10 protein-coding genes are annotated in these 16,223 nt (G+C 58.1%); 2 read left to right on the top strand and 8 right to left on the bottom strand.

Annotated features, from left to right (window positions below; all coding sequences use genetic code 11):
* Nucleotides 1–127: 127 nt before the first annotated feature.
* The 3 genes from GWG67_RS11710 to GWG67_RS11720 all read right to left on the bottom strand — a co-directional run bounded on the left by GWG67_RS11710 (nucleotide 128) and on the right by GWG67_RS11720 (nucleotide 5,384).
* A complete protein-coding gene (locus GWG67_RS11710) occupies nucleotides 128–2,053 on the bottom strand; it encodes a pentapeptide repeat-containing protein (RefSeq protein WP_275169494.1) in 1,926 nt (641 codons plus the stop codon).
* A complete protein-coding gene (locus tag GWG67_RS11715; RefSeq protein ID WP_275169495.1) occupies nucleotides 2,050–3,369 on the bottom strand; it encodes an effector-associated domain EAD1-containing protein in 1,320 nt (439 codons plus the stop codon). Before GWG67_RS11715 ends, GWG67_RS11710 begins: the two co-directional genes overlap by 4 nt.
* Before the next feature lie 86 nt (nucleotides 3,370–3,455).
* Nucleotides 3,456–5,384, bottom strand: coding sequence for a DNA/RNA non-specific endonuclease (locus tag GWG67_RS11720; protein WP_275169496.1), 1,929 nt, complete (start codon nucleotides 5,382–5,384; stop codon nucleotides 3,456–3,458).
* 112 nt (nucleotides 5,385–5,496) lie between these two features.
* Between GWG67_RS11720 and GWG67_RS11725 the strand changes: the two genes are divergently transcribed.
* Nucleotides 5,497–6,624 carry a serine protease gene (locus tag GWG67_RS11725; RefSeq protein ID WP_275169497.1) on the top strand — a complete coding sequence of 376 codons (1,128 nt, stop codon included), beginning with the start codon at nucleotides 5,497–5,499 and terminating at the stop codon, nucleotides 6,622–6,624.
* A 500-nt stretch (nucleotides 6,625–7,124) separates the two neighbouring features.
* Here GWG67_RS11725 and GWG67_RS39085 read toward each other — a convergent pair whose 3' ends face one another.
* Complete coding sequence (locus tag GWG67_RS39085) at nucleotides 7,125–7,484, bottom strand: DUF3732 domain-containing protein (RefSeq protein ID WP_369335502.1); 360 nt, start codon at nucleotides 7,482–7,484, stop codon at nucleotides 7,125–7,127.
* Nucleotides 7,378–7,797, bottom strand: coding sequence for a hypothetical protein (locus GWG67_RS11730; RefSeq protein WP_275169498.1), 420 nt, complete (start codon nucleotides 7,795–7,797; stop codon nucleotides 7,378–7,380). The genes GWG67_RS39085 and GWG67_RS11730 overlap by 107 nt, the downstream gene beginning before the upstream one ends.
* A gap of 42 nt (nucleotides 7,798–7,839) precedes the next feature.
* On the opposite strand from GWG67_RS11730, the gene GWG67_RS11735 reads away from it, so the two are divergent.
* Nucleotides 7,840–8,058, top strand: a complete 219-nt coding sequence (locus tag GWG67_RS11735; RefSeq protein WP_275169499.1) for a hypothetical protein — start codon at nucleotides 7,840–7,842, stop codon at nucleotides 8,056–8,058.
* Nucleotides 8,059–8,433: 375 nt separating this feature from the next.
* Here GWG67_RS11735 and brxL read toward each other — a convergent pair whose 3' ends face one another.
* The 3 genes from brxL to GWG67_RS11750 form a co-directional block, all read right to left on the bottom strand.
* On the bottom strand, nucleotides 8,434–10,482 hold the full coding sequence (brxL, locus tag GWG67_RS11740; RefSeq protein ID WP_275169699.1) for a BREX system Lon protease-like protein BrxL: 2,049 nt from the start codon (nucleotides 10,480–10,482) through the stop codon (nucleotides 8,434–8,436).
* A gap of 6 nt (nucleotides 10,483–10,488) precedes the next feature.
* Nucleotides 10,489–12,771: a BREX-1 system phosphatase PglZ type B gene (pglZ, locus tag GWG67_RS11745; protein ID WP_275169500.1), complete on the bottom strand. Its 2,283-nt coding sequence runs from the start codon at nucleotides 12,769–12,771 to the stop codon at nucleotides 10,489–10,491.
* Nucleotides 12,772–12,895: 124 nt separating this feature from the next.
* Nucleotides 12,896–16,222, bottom strand: coding sequence for an N-6 DNA methylase (locus GWG67_RS11750; protein ID WP_275169501.1), 3,327 nt, complete (start codon nucleotides 16,220–16,222; stop codon nucleotides 12,896–12,898).
* Nucleotide 16,223 lies beyond the last annotated feature (1 nt).

The raw sequence follows: 16,223 nt of genomic DNA on the forward strand, positions 1-16,223 counted from the left end.
AAGTTTGTGAGATAGATCACAAATCCGGGCTCTGTACTCCTACAAGAGGAGTTGATCGTTTCGAGCAGCCGGCATCGTGTCTGCTCTTGGCCAACGCTTGCGGCGGCGGCTGCAAGAGCCTGTCGTTTCATTTGGGAGGAGCGGAGGGTTTTGGACATTTCAATGGCTGTTTTGGCAGGGGATACCGGCGCGCCTCCAGTAGGATCCTCAGTTCACGCTCGAATTCTCCAGAAATTTGAGTTCGCAGTCGAACCAGTTCATGGCTGGGAACGAAACCCTTCCAGGCCATTGCTTTGTGCAACTGGGCGATAGCGCCGTCACGGCCGGACACGAACTGTGCAACTGCGTGTCGGAAAAGATTCTCCGGACGAGTATCGAGACGGACGGCGATCTCCAGTTGATCGAACGCCTCCTTATCGCCCTTTTGGAGCAAGATGTACCCAAGCGTATCCCTTAGCTCTCCCTCCAAGAAAGAGCCTTTGGCGATCTTTGCCATGATTTTCACGGCTTCCCGTGCTGCCCTCTCGGCATTATCAAGATCGAGGCCGAAAAGTGCTAAAATCCAGGCCTGGCGGTTAAGGGAAAAAGCCCGCATCAGGGTGTCGGTCGGGCTCGTTTGCACGCTCTGTTCGGCCGCGTCGATCATTTCTTTGAACGTGGTAGAGTTTCCCAACCCACTCTGATCCTGCTCTCGCAGTTTTTCGATTTGCTCCCAGTTCCATCCCCGGGCAAGCCACCAGGCGGTGTTTTTCACGATCGGCGAAGTGCCCTCTTGGAACTCAACGTTTTCAACACTGGCGCCACGCAGGTCGGTATTCGAAAAATCTACACCTTTGCAAAAAAGAGCCAAATCGAAAGAGGAGCCGGAGAGGTCAGCGTTCGCGAATGTCGTGTCTGCTATGATAGCGTGATCAAACGTCCCAGACGCAATTCGCGCGTTGTCAAACTTTGTGCCGTCCAGGGATACTTGCGCAAATCTCGCGCTGCGCAGCGTTGCACCGCTTAAATCAACACCTCTTAGGGAAATGCCGAAAAAAAATAGCGGTTGGTTATAACGCGCCAACCATCGAATTCCCTCGGATTTTTTTCGAGCGCTGGACGCCTCAGATTTTACATCCTCCATGACTGAGTCGACCCGGAACGGAACCCAAGATAAGCGGTAGAGCCATTCGGAAAGCGGGGGTCCGCCCAAGAGTAGCACGACTACGCACGTTGCCGCGGTCAGTAATACGATACTGTACTTTTTGCTCTTGTTGAGGAACTCCAGCTCGAGCTCGTTCAGGTCCCCGTATGCGCCGGCCTCTTTCGCTACACTGAAGCCTAACAGCGCGCCCCTCTTTCGTCCGCTTCGATCCCAAAACAGCGCCGCCTCGCGAAATTTTGCCCGCTCCTCTATCCAACGAGAAAGACGGTCCCACTTGCGTGTGAGCGCTTCGTATTGCAGCTCGACGACGTCTCCTCGGTCGGACGGGGTCTGCTTCAGCACCCCGGCTTCGATCAGTCGCCCCAGGAGAGCCCTACCAGCCACCAGCTCGCCCTGAGCGAGCAGGACTTCGCGTTTCGCCGGCACGGCGATGCAACCGCCTGTTCGTTCCGACAAGTGGACGAGATGTATGAGCATTCGACGTGCGAGCTCGAGATCATTCGAAGAGAGCTTTGCCAGTACCTGCTCGCCCCGCTGTTCGGCCTCTTTCACAGGACTCGCATCGAAGGGAGCCAACCGGGTCGGCCGCGAGTAACGGTCTGATGCGGTCGTGCCCCCTTCACCGGCCTGCTGGTGTGCCGAGGTGTACCAACTCGCGACCCAGTAATCGATCAAACCCTGAGCCGTCTTACGATCCGCAGGTGCATCCAGTATCGCCCCCGCGGCAGCGGCACGGTTAATGAAGTCGGAGATCCGCTGTTCCCTTGCTGCGTCCTCCGCTGGAGACGGCTCCGCGCTGGCTTCGGCCATTTCCAGCAAATCCTCGTGCGCAGCCCGCAATGTATCGAGCGAACTAAACTGATCGTTCGGGGAGCCCGCCGCCTTCCCATCCACTGTGTGGTCTATCATCGTTTGATCACCGACATCAGACTGTTCAAAGGCATCGCCAGTTCGGTGAGCCGACCGCTGAGCGCATTGAGCTCATCATCGACCTCGAAAAAACGCATTTCACACGCGCTGTGGAACTCGTCGAACGCGCTCCCGCTTGCGTCGATCTCATCCGTCGTAGGAGATGGGGAGAGTGTAGAGTGCTCCCACAGAAGTAGACGGTCCTTCAATTCTCGTGACCACACATCTTGAGGGTGTTTGTCACAAAGCTGGATGAACCTCGCTCTGAATTGCGGCCATTTTTTTTTGGGCATTTTTCCCATGGGCCCATGCTTATCGTAAAAGAGTTTCGCCGCACCTGCGAGCTCCTTGTCGACCCACTGCCATTCAAAATGCTGGTCGACCAACTCAACAAGGTGCGGCTGAAGCAGACTGAGGGCGGTGAGGTCGCCCGTAATTTGCTGAGACGTCGCATCTTTGGGATCGGCGGTGTCTTGGATGTGTTTTGCCATCTTGGTCATTGCTTGGACGAGATTGTCGAAGGGTATGGTAGAGGCCGCATTGGCGAGCGCCGAGTTTATCCGAGGCCCTTCTTGGAGCAGCTGGTTGAGACCGATGACCAACGCCTCCAAGTCGTCACTCGACATTGGCTGCGCCGAGGCTCGATTCATGGTGGTGATGTGGTCGTCGAAATCATTGATCCATCCGATCTCGTTCTGCGCTCCGGGGAGACCCTGCGCCTGCAGCCGCGCTTTTTTCGCCAACGGCGCAAGCTCGATCGCATGCAGGGTAAGGCTGCGCGCGGCGCGCTTGTCGGTCTTTGCTGCCTCGACCTCCTCCTCGATCGTCCCTATCTTGAGCTGCAGACGATGCAGTCCATCGTGCAAAGACTTGTACTTCTTAAGGATCTGGATCTGTTTACTGGCCGCTTCGAAGTCCGCGCGAAACTGCCCCACCGTCTGCTGAACGATGGGCAGGTCCTTCAAGGCAACCAATGCCTCGATGCCACGGTTGACCCTGTCGACCAGTACTCCGCTGTCGAGCGGCCGTATCTCGTCGGGCCTAAAGGCATCGTCGCAAAACGCCCGGATGGCCGCGTCGTCCGGTCGAACCGTGACGACTCCCTGGAGCAACTTAGTCAACGCGGAGCGTCCTCGTTTGTCGGCCCAGTTCACCAATTCGAACGCGACGTCTTCGAGGCGTTGGTCTTCGTTGACGATGGCATCGAGGCGTGTTTCGAGGGACAATTGGACTACGCGTCTGAGTCCGACCTTGTCGAACCCTGCGACGAGCAATTTAGCCAACATTTCAATTTGCGTGCCGCTTAAAACAGGCATCTCAATGGCTCCGCCATTGCACTGTGGAGCTTCAGGACCAAGGCGAAGCGAGCTGAACAGCAGCCGTCGCCTGGCGCGACGTCAAATCAAAGCACTAGATCCTGCGGTCCTCGGATCATGAGCGCGCGGGGCAATGAAATTCCCTCCTCCCGTTGCCGAACCAAGCTATCGCGATCACGCAGCTTACCGAAATTAAGGCCTGTCTCCTCCTCGATCTTGGCGACGAGAATCTGGTAAGTTCGGAACTCGCCAAAAACAAACGCTGCTTCGCTAATGTCTTTCAGCATCTCGCCCTGGCTCAGGACGTAGCCGGCTGAGGAAAGCTCGTTGTTGTCGGCATTGACTAGCACCGCAATCTTCCAGAACTCCTGCGGCAACTTTACTAGGCCTCGATAATCCTGGTCAGTGTCACGCATGACCGGGCCCGTGAACACCGACACCTTCAAGTCCTTGGCCATGGTGCTATCGAGAATATATCCCTCGAGATTGCTCCATTCCTTCTGATTGAGATCTTTGTGCTGTGGAGCAGCGTTGACGTAGTGAAAGGTGTCGTCATTAGCCTGGGCCGCGTGTTCCTTGTTTCCCCAAACCGGATCCAGCCGCCGGACCATATGACCGCGATCGAGTTCGTTGCTGCGATAGATCTCGTTGCCGAGCTGCAGATCCTCTGAGATGCGCAGATCGATGAACCACTTGTCGGTTCTCCGGAATGCGCGACGACTTTCCTTTCCGTCGATATTGACGCCGGTGAAGATTGGTAGTTTGCGACTGGCACTGTGCGTTACCGAAAAATGCCGGTACTTGAGCTCATATTGCTTCTTTTTGCCTTTGCCCTTAACTGCGACCGCATCCTTGGCCCAGCGTCCGAGCTTGGGAAGTGGAACATCGGGCCCAAGGAATCCGCTAACGTAGCCGTCCCGATCGGCGAAGAACTCTGGCTTGTGGCGACCATCGGCAAGCGCCTCTTCTTGTACAAGTTTTGGAACTTTGACCGCGATGGTGGTGGAGATGTTGCGTAGCGCGTCCTTAATTGCACTCACTTTCACAGCAAAGTTGCCGGACAGAAACGCTCCTGAGAAATGCAGGCCAACCACTTTTCCACTCTCGATGTCGATGACCTTAGAGCCCGAGTTGCCACCAAGCGTGGTACAATCGTGAATGAAGTAGTGTTCGTCCGGAGTAGGAAAACTGACCTTGCCAGGCGCGAAGCGTTTGACGTCAAAGATATCGCCGAAATACCGACGCATAGCGTCGAGGCCGTTGCGGCTGTCAAAGGCGGGATAACCGATGACACCTATGGTTTGGCGCTGCTCCACCTCTTTGTCCGCAAGCGCAATCGGCGATGGTAGCGCTTTGTCGGACGCAATTCGCAGGAGGGCGATGTCCGGCTCGTTCTTACCGGCTATGTGCAGTATCTTTTCAACGCTGACTTCGATCGCGAGGTCGATTTCGTACTCCTCACGGAAATCGATGCTGGCCTCAATTTGATTGCCGAGAAGGTTAGTTGCAAAGGCGAACCCAGCGCCCCGGCCGATTGCAAACTCCTCCGCTACATGGCGGTTGGTCATCACGATGTTTTCTGCGACCAACCAGCCAGTGCCGACCCATTGATAGGTCATGTGATTGTGCAACTCGACCCGACCAACCCGGGCGATCGCCTGTTCAATATTGCCACGTGTCCGTTGCAGGACGGTACGCCAAACCCTGCTGTCTGGGATAAGGAACGTTCCATTCTGTACGACCAGCGAGGGCCGGCCTTGCTCGAGCACGATCGCTTCCAGCGCAGCGCTACCGCCCGAGGGTGGCGGGGGGGCCCGGGGTCGCGCTGCCCCTTCCAAACCACGCAATGGCGCCCGTGGAAACCTCGCCCTCGTCAAGGCACGCTCGATCAGTTCGGGTGCAATCCCGAGCTTCTGTGCCAACGGGAGCTTGCCGGCAGCGGCACGCTGCCGGATTTCTTCGATCAGATCCTCGTCCTGTAAGAACGATTGGAATTGCTGGCCCGCGTGCTGCACCTCTCCCTCCTCTTGGACGGATCGCGCTAAAGACGTTGCAGGCAAGTTATGCTTAATCTAGATTGCATCATCTTTCATGAACGCGCAAGTAGCAGCTCGCGGAGAGACAACGATGTCGGAGTTGGATCTTAAGCCGGCTCCCACCTTCAGCCCGGGAGAATTGGAGCAGGTTGCCGAGGCGATCGTGGACAGCTTCGACCTCGGCGAGCTGACGCGGGCGCTGCGATTCAAGTGGGGAATGGTGCTGGCGAACTTCGTCAACATCCACCAAGGTTTTTGCGGAACGGTTGGTGACCTTGTCGCTTACACCGAGCGCCGGAGGAAGACCGTCGAACTGGTAGCGTTGGCGTATGCTGAGAGACCTGATCACGCCGCGTTGCGCCAACTCGCTCAAGTTCACGGCCTGTCGCTGCCGACAATCGAGCTAAAGTACGACTTGAGCAAGCCTTTGCCACCGAAGCCTGCGGGCCTAGAAGCTATGGTCGCTCGACACTCGCGCCTGGTCGACTATGCCCGCTTTCTCAACCGTTTCATGAGTTTCGGCGACCGGCTTTGCCGGATCGAAACGCCCTATATGCTGGGAACTGGTTTCTTGGTCGCCGCGGATCTCGTGCTGACCAATTTTCACGTGGTTGAAGAGGTGATCCGTACGCCAAGCCAAGCCGAACAGGTAGTGTGCCGTTTCGACTACCGCTCAGGAAGCGCCTTTGAGAAGAGCGCGCCTAAGAAAAGGTCGGGCAAGCGCAACGAACCAGGACGACCGACCGCCTGCCCGCTGGCGTCGCAATGGCTGGTCGCAAAAAGCCCGTACGCCAACAGCGATATCGGTGAGCCAGGAGAGGCCGGCGTCGCGGAGCTCGATTACGCCCTTCTTCGAGTGGCCGAATCCATCGGCAGAACGCCCGGCATGAAAGCTGAGGAGCGCGGCTGGTTCAGTCTGGTACCTGAACGCTCGCTACTCGCAGTACGCGACTTCGTCGTGGTTCCGCAGCATGCAGAGGGAGAGACACTCTCGGTAGCGTGGGGCAATGTGTTGGCCTTCAATTCCGCCGCGACGCGAGTCAGATATGACGCGATCACGAACGACGGCTCCTCCGGGTCCCCCTGCTTTACCGCCGATCTGGACATTTTCGGTCTCCACCACGCGACAGACTCCAACAAGCGACCAACATACAATCAGGCCGTACCTCTCGACCTGATCGCCGCGGACCTCAAGGCGAAGAATATCGCAATCCAATGAGGCTGCTAAGGCCTACACCAGATGTGGTCTATCGCCCTAGCGTCTGCGGCAGCCATATTGAGCACCGAGCCTATGGCGAGCGATCCAAAGCAGGCCCTTGAATGCATCGACACTTTGAGTATTTGGTCGGTATGGGACATTCAACCGACGTCAGGCTTCGTCTAATTACCAGCCAGCCGCCCAGTTGACTCCCCCAAGAGCAAAACAGCAGTGACGCCCACTGCCGCGCGGTGGTCACTGGTGAAGAATTCGAACGAAGAGCGTCTCGTTCGCCATCAACCAACGACTGCTTCTGATTCCACGGGTGACCCTAGAGGAACGCGAGTCAGCAGTCGGATGTGAAGACGGGGTCGCATTGGTTCGTCTCGGCGTCGACTACAAGGGGCTGCGTCAAACATAAACACTGGTTTAGGTTTTAAAGTTCTGATCTTTGTACTCAGGCTGCCCACGTGATTTCGGGCCAAATGCTCTATGCGAAGTCATTACGATTGCCAGCGGAGTTATGATTCCGGCCAGTCGTATGGCACAAGGGCTGCATTTCCTCGCCACTGTTGTACAATAGCGTCTTCGAACCAGACGTCCTTGAGGTGTGCGTGGTCCAGGACAATCAACTGGAAGCCCGAGCCTATTTCATCACATGCTACAGACATCAGCTTAAACAGCGATTGGACTGCCGTGCGATCATCGTCCTTTTCGATCTCATCGAGCCCGCCTTCCACACTATCAGGAGGGTAATATGCTTGCGTCGGCTGATCAAAGATTAGAAATGCCGGTACTGGCCGATCCTTTTTCCTTAGCGACCAGTGTAGCGCGAGATGGCTGAGTACGTGATAGCCAATCCAATTTTCGCCGCTTCCCATACGATTCAACGGAATTGGGCCGTCGACGGTATTCGCCACGACTGTAAGTTTTTTTCAAATCAAGACGCAGCGAGCTTCCGCTATGCTCCAGATCAAGCATATCGGAGTATTCCGTCATTTTCTTGCCGATAAAGCTTAAGATAGTTTCGAGCCGAGATTCCATATCGTCAGAATTAATACGTGATCGAACACTCTCGATCATCGCCTTCAACTCGACAATCTGCCCAGCCAAGCCGTCGTCGTCTACCTTGGGCTCAACCGACTCCAAAAACTCTGACAGACGTCCAAGAAACCGCCCCCGCTCGAGGAGCATGTCTTGGCGCCCTTTGACTGATTCATCTTCGAGGATGGAACGATGAAGCTCTCTCTGAACCGTTCGCAAGTTTGTCCGTTCTACGAAGATGAATCGGGCGGCTGGGTTGTGAAGCCCGAAACCATTTTTCTTGACTTTACTGTTCGGTTCAAGGCAAGCGACCTGCGTTTGGGGCGTTTGGCAAGTGCGCCCAGGCGCCTTTTCAATCCCCGTGCAAAGCGCGGCTACGCCTGGACACCGAATAATTCTTGCACCGGCTAATTGATATTTCTGGATTCCGGATCTCACGGACTGACGAACAGATATTTGAACGAGCAATCAAAACGTTTATGGACAAAAGAGGAAAGCCTTGGAAGGCTCCTGCCGCAAGCAGTAACTATAACTACCTCGAAATTCCATTCTCGCAGTTTTGGAAAGACGTGGTTTTGCCAACTATTTAACTGGCCAATTTGGCCATCGCGGATCCAACTGGATCCGGAAAAGTGCTGTCACGGAACAAATTAGCCAGCGACCTAGCGCGCTGCTCCGAATTGCACCGGCACCCTTCTCGAGCATGGGCACGCCACGCTCTGCCAGAAACGCGGCCGTTCCGTTGTGGACAGACTCGCTCCCCTGATCTGGCAGACATTGAGTGAGCTATTCGTGGAGAGCTTTCCTCAATGCATCTTTCGCGTCGGCATAAAAAAATACCTGAACTTTGGTGGCCACCTCGTCCGAGAGATCGGCCAAGCCCCTGCGGCACGAAATCGGCATGAGAACGGTCGCGGCTCCCTTTGAAAGAGCATGCTCGACAACGTCGATAGGGTTGTGAACCGGTTCAACGGAGCCGCCGAGGTTGATCCCGCCCACCACCGCCAAACCGCCCTTGAGCGCGGTGCCGAGAAGCGCCGATGTCAACGCCAATAGGACCGGAACGCCAGTTTGCGCTCCAAGCTTGCCCGCATCGAAGGAGCGGAGCTGAACCGTGAATTCGTGCTCTCGCGGATTGCGATCCCCCGCTAGCTCACGGCTTCGGGCGTACAGGTTTTGCGTCGCCATATTGACGCTTTCCCTGAATGGCGCTGGTGGGGACTGGTTGAGAATACGAACAGTGCCTCCCGGCCCTTCGTTGACCTCAATGCGAAACAGGCCAACGGATTCGTCCTGGCCGCCAGGGCTAATCGCCCAGACCTGTCCTGGTTGGAGTGGGTCAGAGCCGATACTGTCTTCACTCTGTAGCTCTGGCGTGGCGACGAACTTCTCGACACCGTCGAGGCCCATGGCGTAGCTGAATTGCGTGTTTCGGAATTCCGCGGAGCCGATGCGCTTTTGCTGCTCCTTGACTCGGCGCCGCACTTCTAGTGCCAGTCGGATCGCCCATTCCAGATCTTCGTCCGACACGGTCATTTCGGCGCTTGGATAAAGCAGCTTTATTAGGCCGGAGACCGTCTTGTTGACCGCATTCGTATCGCGCCCAGACAGCGCGCCGCCGAGATGAGCGCGGCCTTGCATGATGCCCGACCGCGATTGCGATCGTAGGCGTGAGAAGCACTCAGCCAGCACATCGCTTACCAGGCCGAAATGGTCGGTGAAAATTGCCCGGCTGACTTTCGGAATATCCCATCCGGGCAAATAGGAGTGAATACGGTCCATAAAGGCAGTATCGTTGCGCATCTCCGGCGGTAGCGGACCGAATAGATGTCCGACCCGCTGCTGATGCTGGACGTCCACGTCAAAGTTTCCGACCAGGACTATGCTGCCTTCGGCACGAATGCTTTCCCGGCCACGGGAGAACTCACCGCTCTCCATGTAGCCCTTCATGATGTTCACGCCGTCCTTGCTGTCGAACGAGATGCCGGACACTTCGTCGAAACAAACCACGTCATATTGGCAGACCAAACCACGCTGCCCGTTCGCCATATTGACGAACATGCGCGCCACAGTCGCCTTGCCGCCTGACACCAAATGCGCGTACGGCGACACCTGCTGAAAGAGGTGGCTCTTACCGGTACCTCGGGGACCGAGTTCCACAAGATTGTAATTGTTCTCGACGAAAGGAATCATGCGCAACAGCATCACGTCGCACGCGCGCGGACTCAGTGCAGACGGCTCCAGCCCTACGCTACGGAGCAAAAGTTCTTTCCACTCCGTCGTGGTGAGGCCGGCCCTTCCGGTCGCGATGCGATCGAGAATGTCGCGCGTCGAAAGCTGGATTTCGCGCAGCGTCAAGATTTCAAAAGGGCGACCTCCTTTTTCCTGCGCGATCGCCGCGTCGTAACCAACCTCCACCTCCGCATAGAAGCCACCGGTCAGCATACGATCATGGTCGCGGACCAACTTGTCGCCGATACGCACGTCATTCAGGCGCAGGCTCGGGAGAGTGGCGAGGTAGCTATCGCTTTTGGCGTCGAGACGGGCGGTCACGATGTCGATCATCTTGACCGAGCCGTTGTCGCGCGCTTTTGCCTTGAACAATTCTTCTTCGCCGGCGCGCACCGTGCGGGCGGTGAGCTGCTGCTGCACCATCTCCACACCTTCCTCGATCTCGGCGGGATCGGTGCTGGCGCAGTAGCGACCAAGCATGAATTCCACTACGTAGGTCGGCACCGGAAACTGCCCCCGGAACCGGCGCACGAGATCCTTACGCACAAGGTGTCCCTCGAACGCTGCAGTCGCCTTCTTGTCGAGATCGTCCAGTTCCAACATCAAGGCTCAGCCTTCTATTCTCGTGTTGAGCTTCGCCCTCACATCGCTGGGCGCCCCAGGCGCATAGACGACGACGCAAACATCCTTGCCGACGTGCTCGTCCGACACCAGAACATTCACCTGCCCCGCATCGTCCAGGATACGCGCTCCTTTCGACAGCAGACTTGGCCCATAGGCGTCGGATGCAGGTCGAAGGTCAAACATCATGCCGGCGCCCCCCTTGACCTCCACCCGCAACCGCAGCCGTTGCCATGAGGCGCTGATTGACAAGGGAGTCGCCTCGCCTTCGGCCGTGACGTCGATAACGGGAAGCACGCATTCCTGTGGACTGATCCCGCCGTGAGCGTATTCCGTGCCGTTGTAGAAGGCACGCGCGCCGGGCGCCGTTGCAAGCAGTACGCTCTGGTCCCAACTCCACGGTAGCAACGTGTAGTTCGTCGCGGCGCCTTCTTTGAGAGTGGCGACGCGGTTTCCGCGAGCGTTCGAAGCCGTCATCCCAGCATGCAATTCCGCGAAAGGTAATCCGCCTGGCATCAGCAACCAGCCATGATCAGTAACGATACGAACTCGGCGCTTCTGTCGAGCGAGCCGCAACACCAACTCCGTAATCTCGGTTACGCCATCGCCGACACGCTCCGCGAGGCGCGCGCCGAGCGAATGTCCTTCCTCGTCGAACCGCCCCACTTCGAGCCAGAATGGACCTGAACCCAGCAGCGTCTCCGTCACTGCCCAACCGGCACTCTCGATGGCTTTCATAAGAACAGGCTTGGTGACCGGCTTTCCCCCTGCCACCGGCGTCAGTGTTTCCACGACACCCCCGGCGAACACACCGGCCGCGGGACTTGCAAGCGGTTTGCAGGTCGCGGTCACCGAGGGAAATCCCGACCATCGCCAACCGAACACGACCTTTGCCCCGCGCGCCTCCAGAGCTGTGCTGAGGCGCCTGGCGACATCCATGCGGAGTCCATCAACGAAAACTAGCGCGGCGTTGTCCGGCGCCTTCGGCGGCGTCTTGGGCAAGGCGAGCGGCAGCTTGCCTTCTGTTGCAAGCGCTTGCAGCGCGGCCGCTCCCGCGTCGAGCCACGGCAGATAAACGGTGCGCAACGCGGCGGTCACAGCATCGCGGTTCTCCCCGGTCCGGGCGATATCGAGCGCGGCGACCGCGGCGGCATCGATTTTCCATCCCTCGGCGACGTAGGCCTCGGCAATCGCGTCCGGGGTATTGGCTGGCAGCGCCGTGGCCGTGGCGATCAGCGCTAGATGCTGGAGCGCATCAGCCAACTTCGCCTCGCCGCGCTTGGCCCACACCGTTTCTCGTCGCCAGCCGTGTTCGGCTTCCAGCGCCAGGACGGCCTTGACCGCCTCTGTATATGGCTTGAAGGCGAGGTCACAGAGGTTCTTCCGCAACGCTGTCTCGCGCCGGATGTTTTCTGTTGGATAGGCTTCCGGCGATGTGAGCAGGTCCTGCGGTTCCTCCATCGCGAGCAATTTGACCACGCCATCGTAGTCGCCGCTCCCTTCCTCGAATCGCTGCCAGACTTCGCCCCAACCTTTCTCCCGCTTGGCCAGCCTGGCGGCGGCGTCTTGCCGTGACTTCTTGCGAGGATCGAGACCCAGCTTCTTGGCAGCCAGGGCGCCAAAGGCGTCGAAGCTCGCCGAATCGGTTTCTGGTGTCAGGGTGCCGTCCATCCAGCGCAGCATATCCAGGGTGGGATCCGGCACCAGCATTCCATCCAGCGCTGCGGCGTCTAGCGTCCGGCCTTTGAGCAGCGCGAGCGGCTCTGTGAACAGTCGGGCGGCGGCACGAGCGAGGGCTTCACGAGTGGCCCTGTCGTCAGGCACGTTTAATGAAACAGGGCTGCCCTGTGCCGCCAGAAAGCCACGCAGCGTCCAGTCCCGCGCCTGCTTGGGTTGCCCGAAGAACACACCGGTTACGGCGAACCACACTAATGGCTGCAACTCAGCCGGACACTCTTCGGCGCCGCGCAGCACCTCGCGACCATGACCGGGCAGATAGATTACCGGCGGATCCAAAGCGTGCCAGTCCAAGCCAGGCACCGCGCGGGCGGCGGCGGCACGAAGCCACAGCGAAGGTCCAGTCCTCATGGCCGCATCGTAAGCTCCGAAGGTCAGCAAATGCGGCAGACGGGTGCGCAAGGCCGGCATCACGGGAGCGAAGTCGCCGGCCGGATCGCACCACAGAATCGCCGCAGGAGCCGACTCGGCGCCCGAAGCGTAGGCGCGGCAGGCCAGCAGAGCCTCTGCCAGGGATTCGAGTGGCGTCGTCATGTTTTTTTCGGGCGGTTGGGTGAAGAAGCTCGGGCCATCCGCGTCAGAAATGCACGAACCGAAGTTTCCAAGTCCAGGGTGACCTGCAATGTTGGCATCGAAAACATCTCTAGCTGCCGGAGGGTCATGAAATCCCCCGCGCCGCTCGCTTCTCTACTAGCGTCGTGTGGTGATCGTTGATGCGGTCGCCCTGCTTGCCGCCATAGCGCGGGCCGAGATCGTACCAGGGCGTTGAGACTGCATCAGTGCCGCGGTCCTTATTCCAGGTGATGCCTCTTGGCTGCTCCCGGAGGATTCCAGCAACCATGAAGGGGCGGATGTTGAGGCGTACGCCCTCGTCGAGATTCGGGTTCCAGCCGAGTGGCTGGCACGCGAGTGGTTTCCAGCGGACGAAGACGTCATAGGGAGTTTCACCCTCAATGATTTTTGCAAGCTTTTGCTGAAGCTGTATGGCCCGCTCCTGGCGCGCAGTAGCGCCTTCAGCCTTGGCCGTCCTGATCCAATCGCCGAGCAGGGTATAGGTCAGCGTGTTCAGGGCGGCGTTGTCTAGGCGGTGATAATGCAGGAATGCCGAGAAGCCGTCTTGGAGTCCATCCCAGACCTGCCAGAGGAAAGGACGTTGCTGGAATAAGATGCAGTGTTGGCGAAACGCGCGATCACGCAGCCATGTTTCCAAGGTCGCATCCCTCGCCTCCTTCTTGTCGAGTTTCGCGTCGGCAGCACGCACCAGTTCCTGCTCTCGGACGGGCGACAAAGCGGAGCCGAACGCGGCGGCGAGAAAATGTCGCAATCGTTCTGACAAGGAATGATCGGCGCCGTAGCCGTGTAAAGGCAGCAAGCCATCGGAATCGGCCGTTGGCAGTGCCCCAGCTTGCACAAGCTGCGCTCGCCCCAGCTCGGACAGTCGCATATTAGCATCGATCTCTGCGGGCCAGCGATACCCAGCTAAACGAGCTAGCGCGACCTGGAGTTCGGTTCCGGGCTCAGCAAACGCGGGGTGCCCGTGAAAGATCCATTGCGTCGGATCGCTGGAGTAAGGCGTAGGCAAACCGTCGGGAAATTGTCTTGCCGCAACCGCCCGCCACTTTTCAATGTCAAATGGGATCTTAATGAGAGTTGCGTTCGTTACGTTTACTTTGGAGTCCTTTGCTCTCACCGCCTTGTAAAATTCGTCGGACGAGCAAAACGACCACAATGCAGGAAGGTCATCAACTGAGTTCGGTACGATGGGCGTACAACTGATGTCGAAATGCTCTCCAGTGTAACGAGTAACAGGCAGCATTCGCATCATACTGACGACAACACCGTCGCGCTGCCAGGCTGCCATTCCTTTCACGTAAGCGTTCGGATTTTCACGATGATCACGACCACCATCCCGCCATTGGAATATAGTCTCGCGTCCTCCAAAATCCCTAGTTGTTTCAACTGTGCCTTGAAACAGCGTCCAACCTATCAGCGTCGGGGGTTGTTCCCAGACAAATTGACGGTAGCGTGGCGAGTCGCCAGCATGCATCCCATTGGGCGCGACAGCAAATTTACTAAGTAACGGCCCACCTTCAGAAGGTCGGACAACAATTCGGGAATCGATCTCCGAGCGCTGTCCACTCTGATCGATAAAGCAAATCTCTTCATTACGTAGCAGATTCAGTTTTCTATCAAGATCGCGGCCGGTATCTGCGTCTATCGCAACATACGCATGACTCGATGCTGCGGGAGACGAACTGATAATGGTTAGGGCGGTGCGGGCTGCCCACCAGTTCATATCTTGAAACGCTGCAGGGCCTAAATCAATCACTGCATCCACAGTAGACGCTTTCAGGATCTTGGTCCGAAAATCGCGGTAAGAACCCAACAAGAGCCAGTTTTGTGGGGACACTCCTGCAACCGTTGCGCCAGGAGCAGCCATCTTGAACATTCTCTGAAGCATTGCGGTTGCTAGATCAGCTTTCGCTTCTGGCATCCTGTCAATTATGAACTGGCTCATAGTTTCGTTTTGTTTATTGCGCCCCAAGAAGGGCACGTTCGTCGCCAGTAGCACGTAGCGGCGCGCGAGTATTTCGGAGGCGTCGAGAAGCTCCTTGGCCGCAATGGCACCTTTTGCTCGCTCCGGCTCCGCGCCACGCAGCTTTTCCAGCGCTGCATCGCCCCGCTCACGTAGGTCAACGTCAAGCAAGTCTCGCGCACCAACTTCCAACAGACTTCCTAAAAGAGGAGCCTGAGCAAATTGATCATAAAGAGCCTCCAAAGCGTGTCGAAGAGTTGTGTCGCCGTTGGCCAGCGCGGCCATCTCGGTGCGCGACATTGGGGGCGGAGCGCCTACCCAAGCAATGTGCGGCGATGGCAAGGCAATTGCCGCACCCGCCAGCTTCCATGCTGCCAGAGCCACGTTGAACGCGGCAATCTGCACACACCGTCCGTCAAGTTCCAACCCGTGCAAATTGTCCCGCAGCACCGCAATCGCGGCGTCGGCCAGCGACAGACCTTCCTCTTGGCGGCGCAGCGCAGCGAGGACGGCGAAAGCCTCCACGAGAAAATGACCGGAGCCGCAGCAAGGATCGCAATACGTGATCTCCGCCGCGCGCACCGGCCAACCGGGGAAGGTCCCCGCCGCCGGCCGCCACGGTGCCTGGCTGTCGGCGTCGCGGATGAAGCGCAAGAACTCCCACCTCACACCAGGGACGGCGCAGGCCTCACGCAACGCGTCTTCATCGACCGCATCGCGCGCAAGATCTGGATCGCGCGCCAGCACCTTTCCGGCCCACCAGGCGCCAAGCGTGTTGTGCAGTAGGAATTTAACCATGTAGGACTCGGTGAACAATTGAGTCACCGCCGGCAATTCGGCCGCGCCGATCTTACCGCCAGCGGCATTCACCTCATCCTTCTCCGACGCCCGCCAGAACTGGTAGGTCCAACCCAAGCTGTCATCGGCCGTGAAAACCTCCTCAGGAAGGCCGCTCAGCAACGTGCGCAGACGCTTCGAAAATTCCGGGGCAATCGGCAGTGCCAGCACCGGATCGTCTGGCTTGAACACACCTGGCAATCCCGGCGCCGCATAGCCCTCGGCCAGCGCCCATTCATCGGCCCCTTCTTCATTGGCCAGGTCGCGCAACTCGGCAACTGACATGGCGGCGCCAAGCTCGGGATGGATCAGCAGGCCGCGTTCGGCCAGAAAGCGACCGAACAGCATGCGGTGCCAGATTTCATAGGAGGTCGCGTCCTGCAGCCGCGATGTGGTCATCACCCCGGTGCCGGGCGTATCGCCCAGTGTGCGGGCATGCGCGCGCAAACGGCGACGCAGCGCCTTGCTGTCATCCGACAAACGCGCAGGCGCATCGGCGGCGGCCACGCCCAAACGCGCGATGCCTTCTTTCGCCGCGTCCTCGGCGATCTCCCGCGCCTGTTTGATAGTCGTTTCAAGCTGGCGGCGCTGCGTTTTACTGAGAATCGTCATC

Origin of the sequence: Bradyrhizobium sp. CSS354, assembly GCF_029051725.1 — a bacterium.
Classification (GTDB): Bacteria; Pseudomonadota; Alphaproteobacteria; order Rhizobiales; family Xanthobacteraceae; genus Bradyrhizobium.

Excerpts from the sequence above, each read along its gene's own strand:
- GWG67_RS11710 (WP_275169494.1), bottom strand. The coding sequence starts at position 2,053 with ATGATAGACCACACAGTGGATGGGAAGGCGGCGGGCTCCCCGAACGAT.
- GWG67_RS11715 (WP_275169495.1), bottom strand. The coding sequence starts at position 3,369 with ATGCCTGTTTTAAGCGGCACGCAAATTGAAATGTTGGCTAAATTGCTC.
- GWG67_RS11725 (WP_275169497.1), top strand. The coding sequence starts at position 5,497 with ATGTCGGAGTTGGATCTTAAGCCGGCTCCCACCTTCAGCCCGGGAGAA.
- GWG67_RS39085 (WP_369335502.1), bottom strand. The coding sequence starts at position 7,484 with ATGGGAAGCGGCGAAAATTGGATTGGCTATCACGTACTCAGCCATCTC.
- GWG67_RS11730 (WP_275169498.1), bottom strand. The coding sequence starts at position 7,797 with ATGCTCCTCGAGCGGGGGCGGTTTCTTGGACGTCTGTCAGAGTTTTTG.
- GWG67_RS11735 (WP_275169499.1), top strand. The coding sequence starts at position 7,840 with ATGAAGCTCTCTCTGAACCGTTCGCAAGTTTGTCCGTTCTACGAAGAT.
- brxL (WP_275169699.1), bottom strand. The coding sequence starts at position 10,482 with ATGTTGGAACTGGACGATCTCGACAAGAAGGCGACTGCAGCGTTCGAG.
- pglZ (WP_275169500.1), bottom strand. The coding sequence starts at position 12,771 with ATGACGACGCCACTCGAATCCCTGGCAGAGGCTCTGCTGGCCTGCCGC.
- GWG67_RS11750 (WP_275169501.1), bottom strand. The coding sequence starts at position 16,222 with ATGACGATTCTCAGTAAAACGCAGCGCCGCCAGCTTGAAACGACTATC.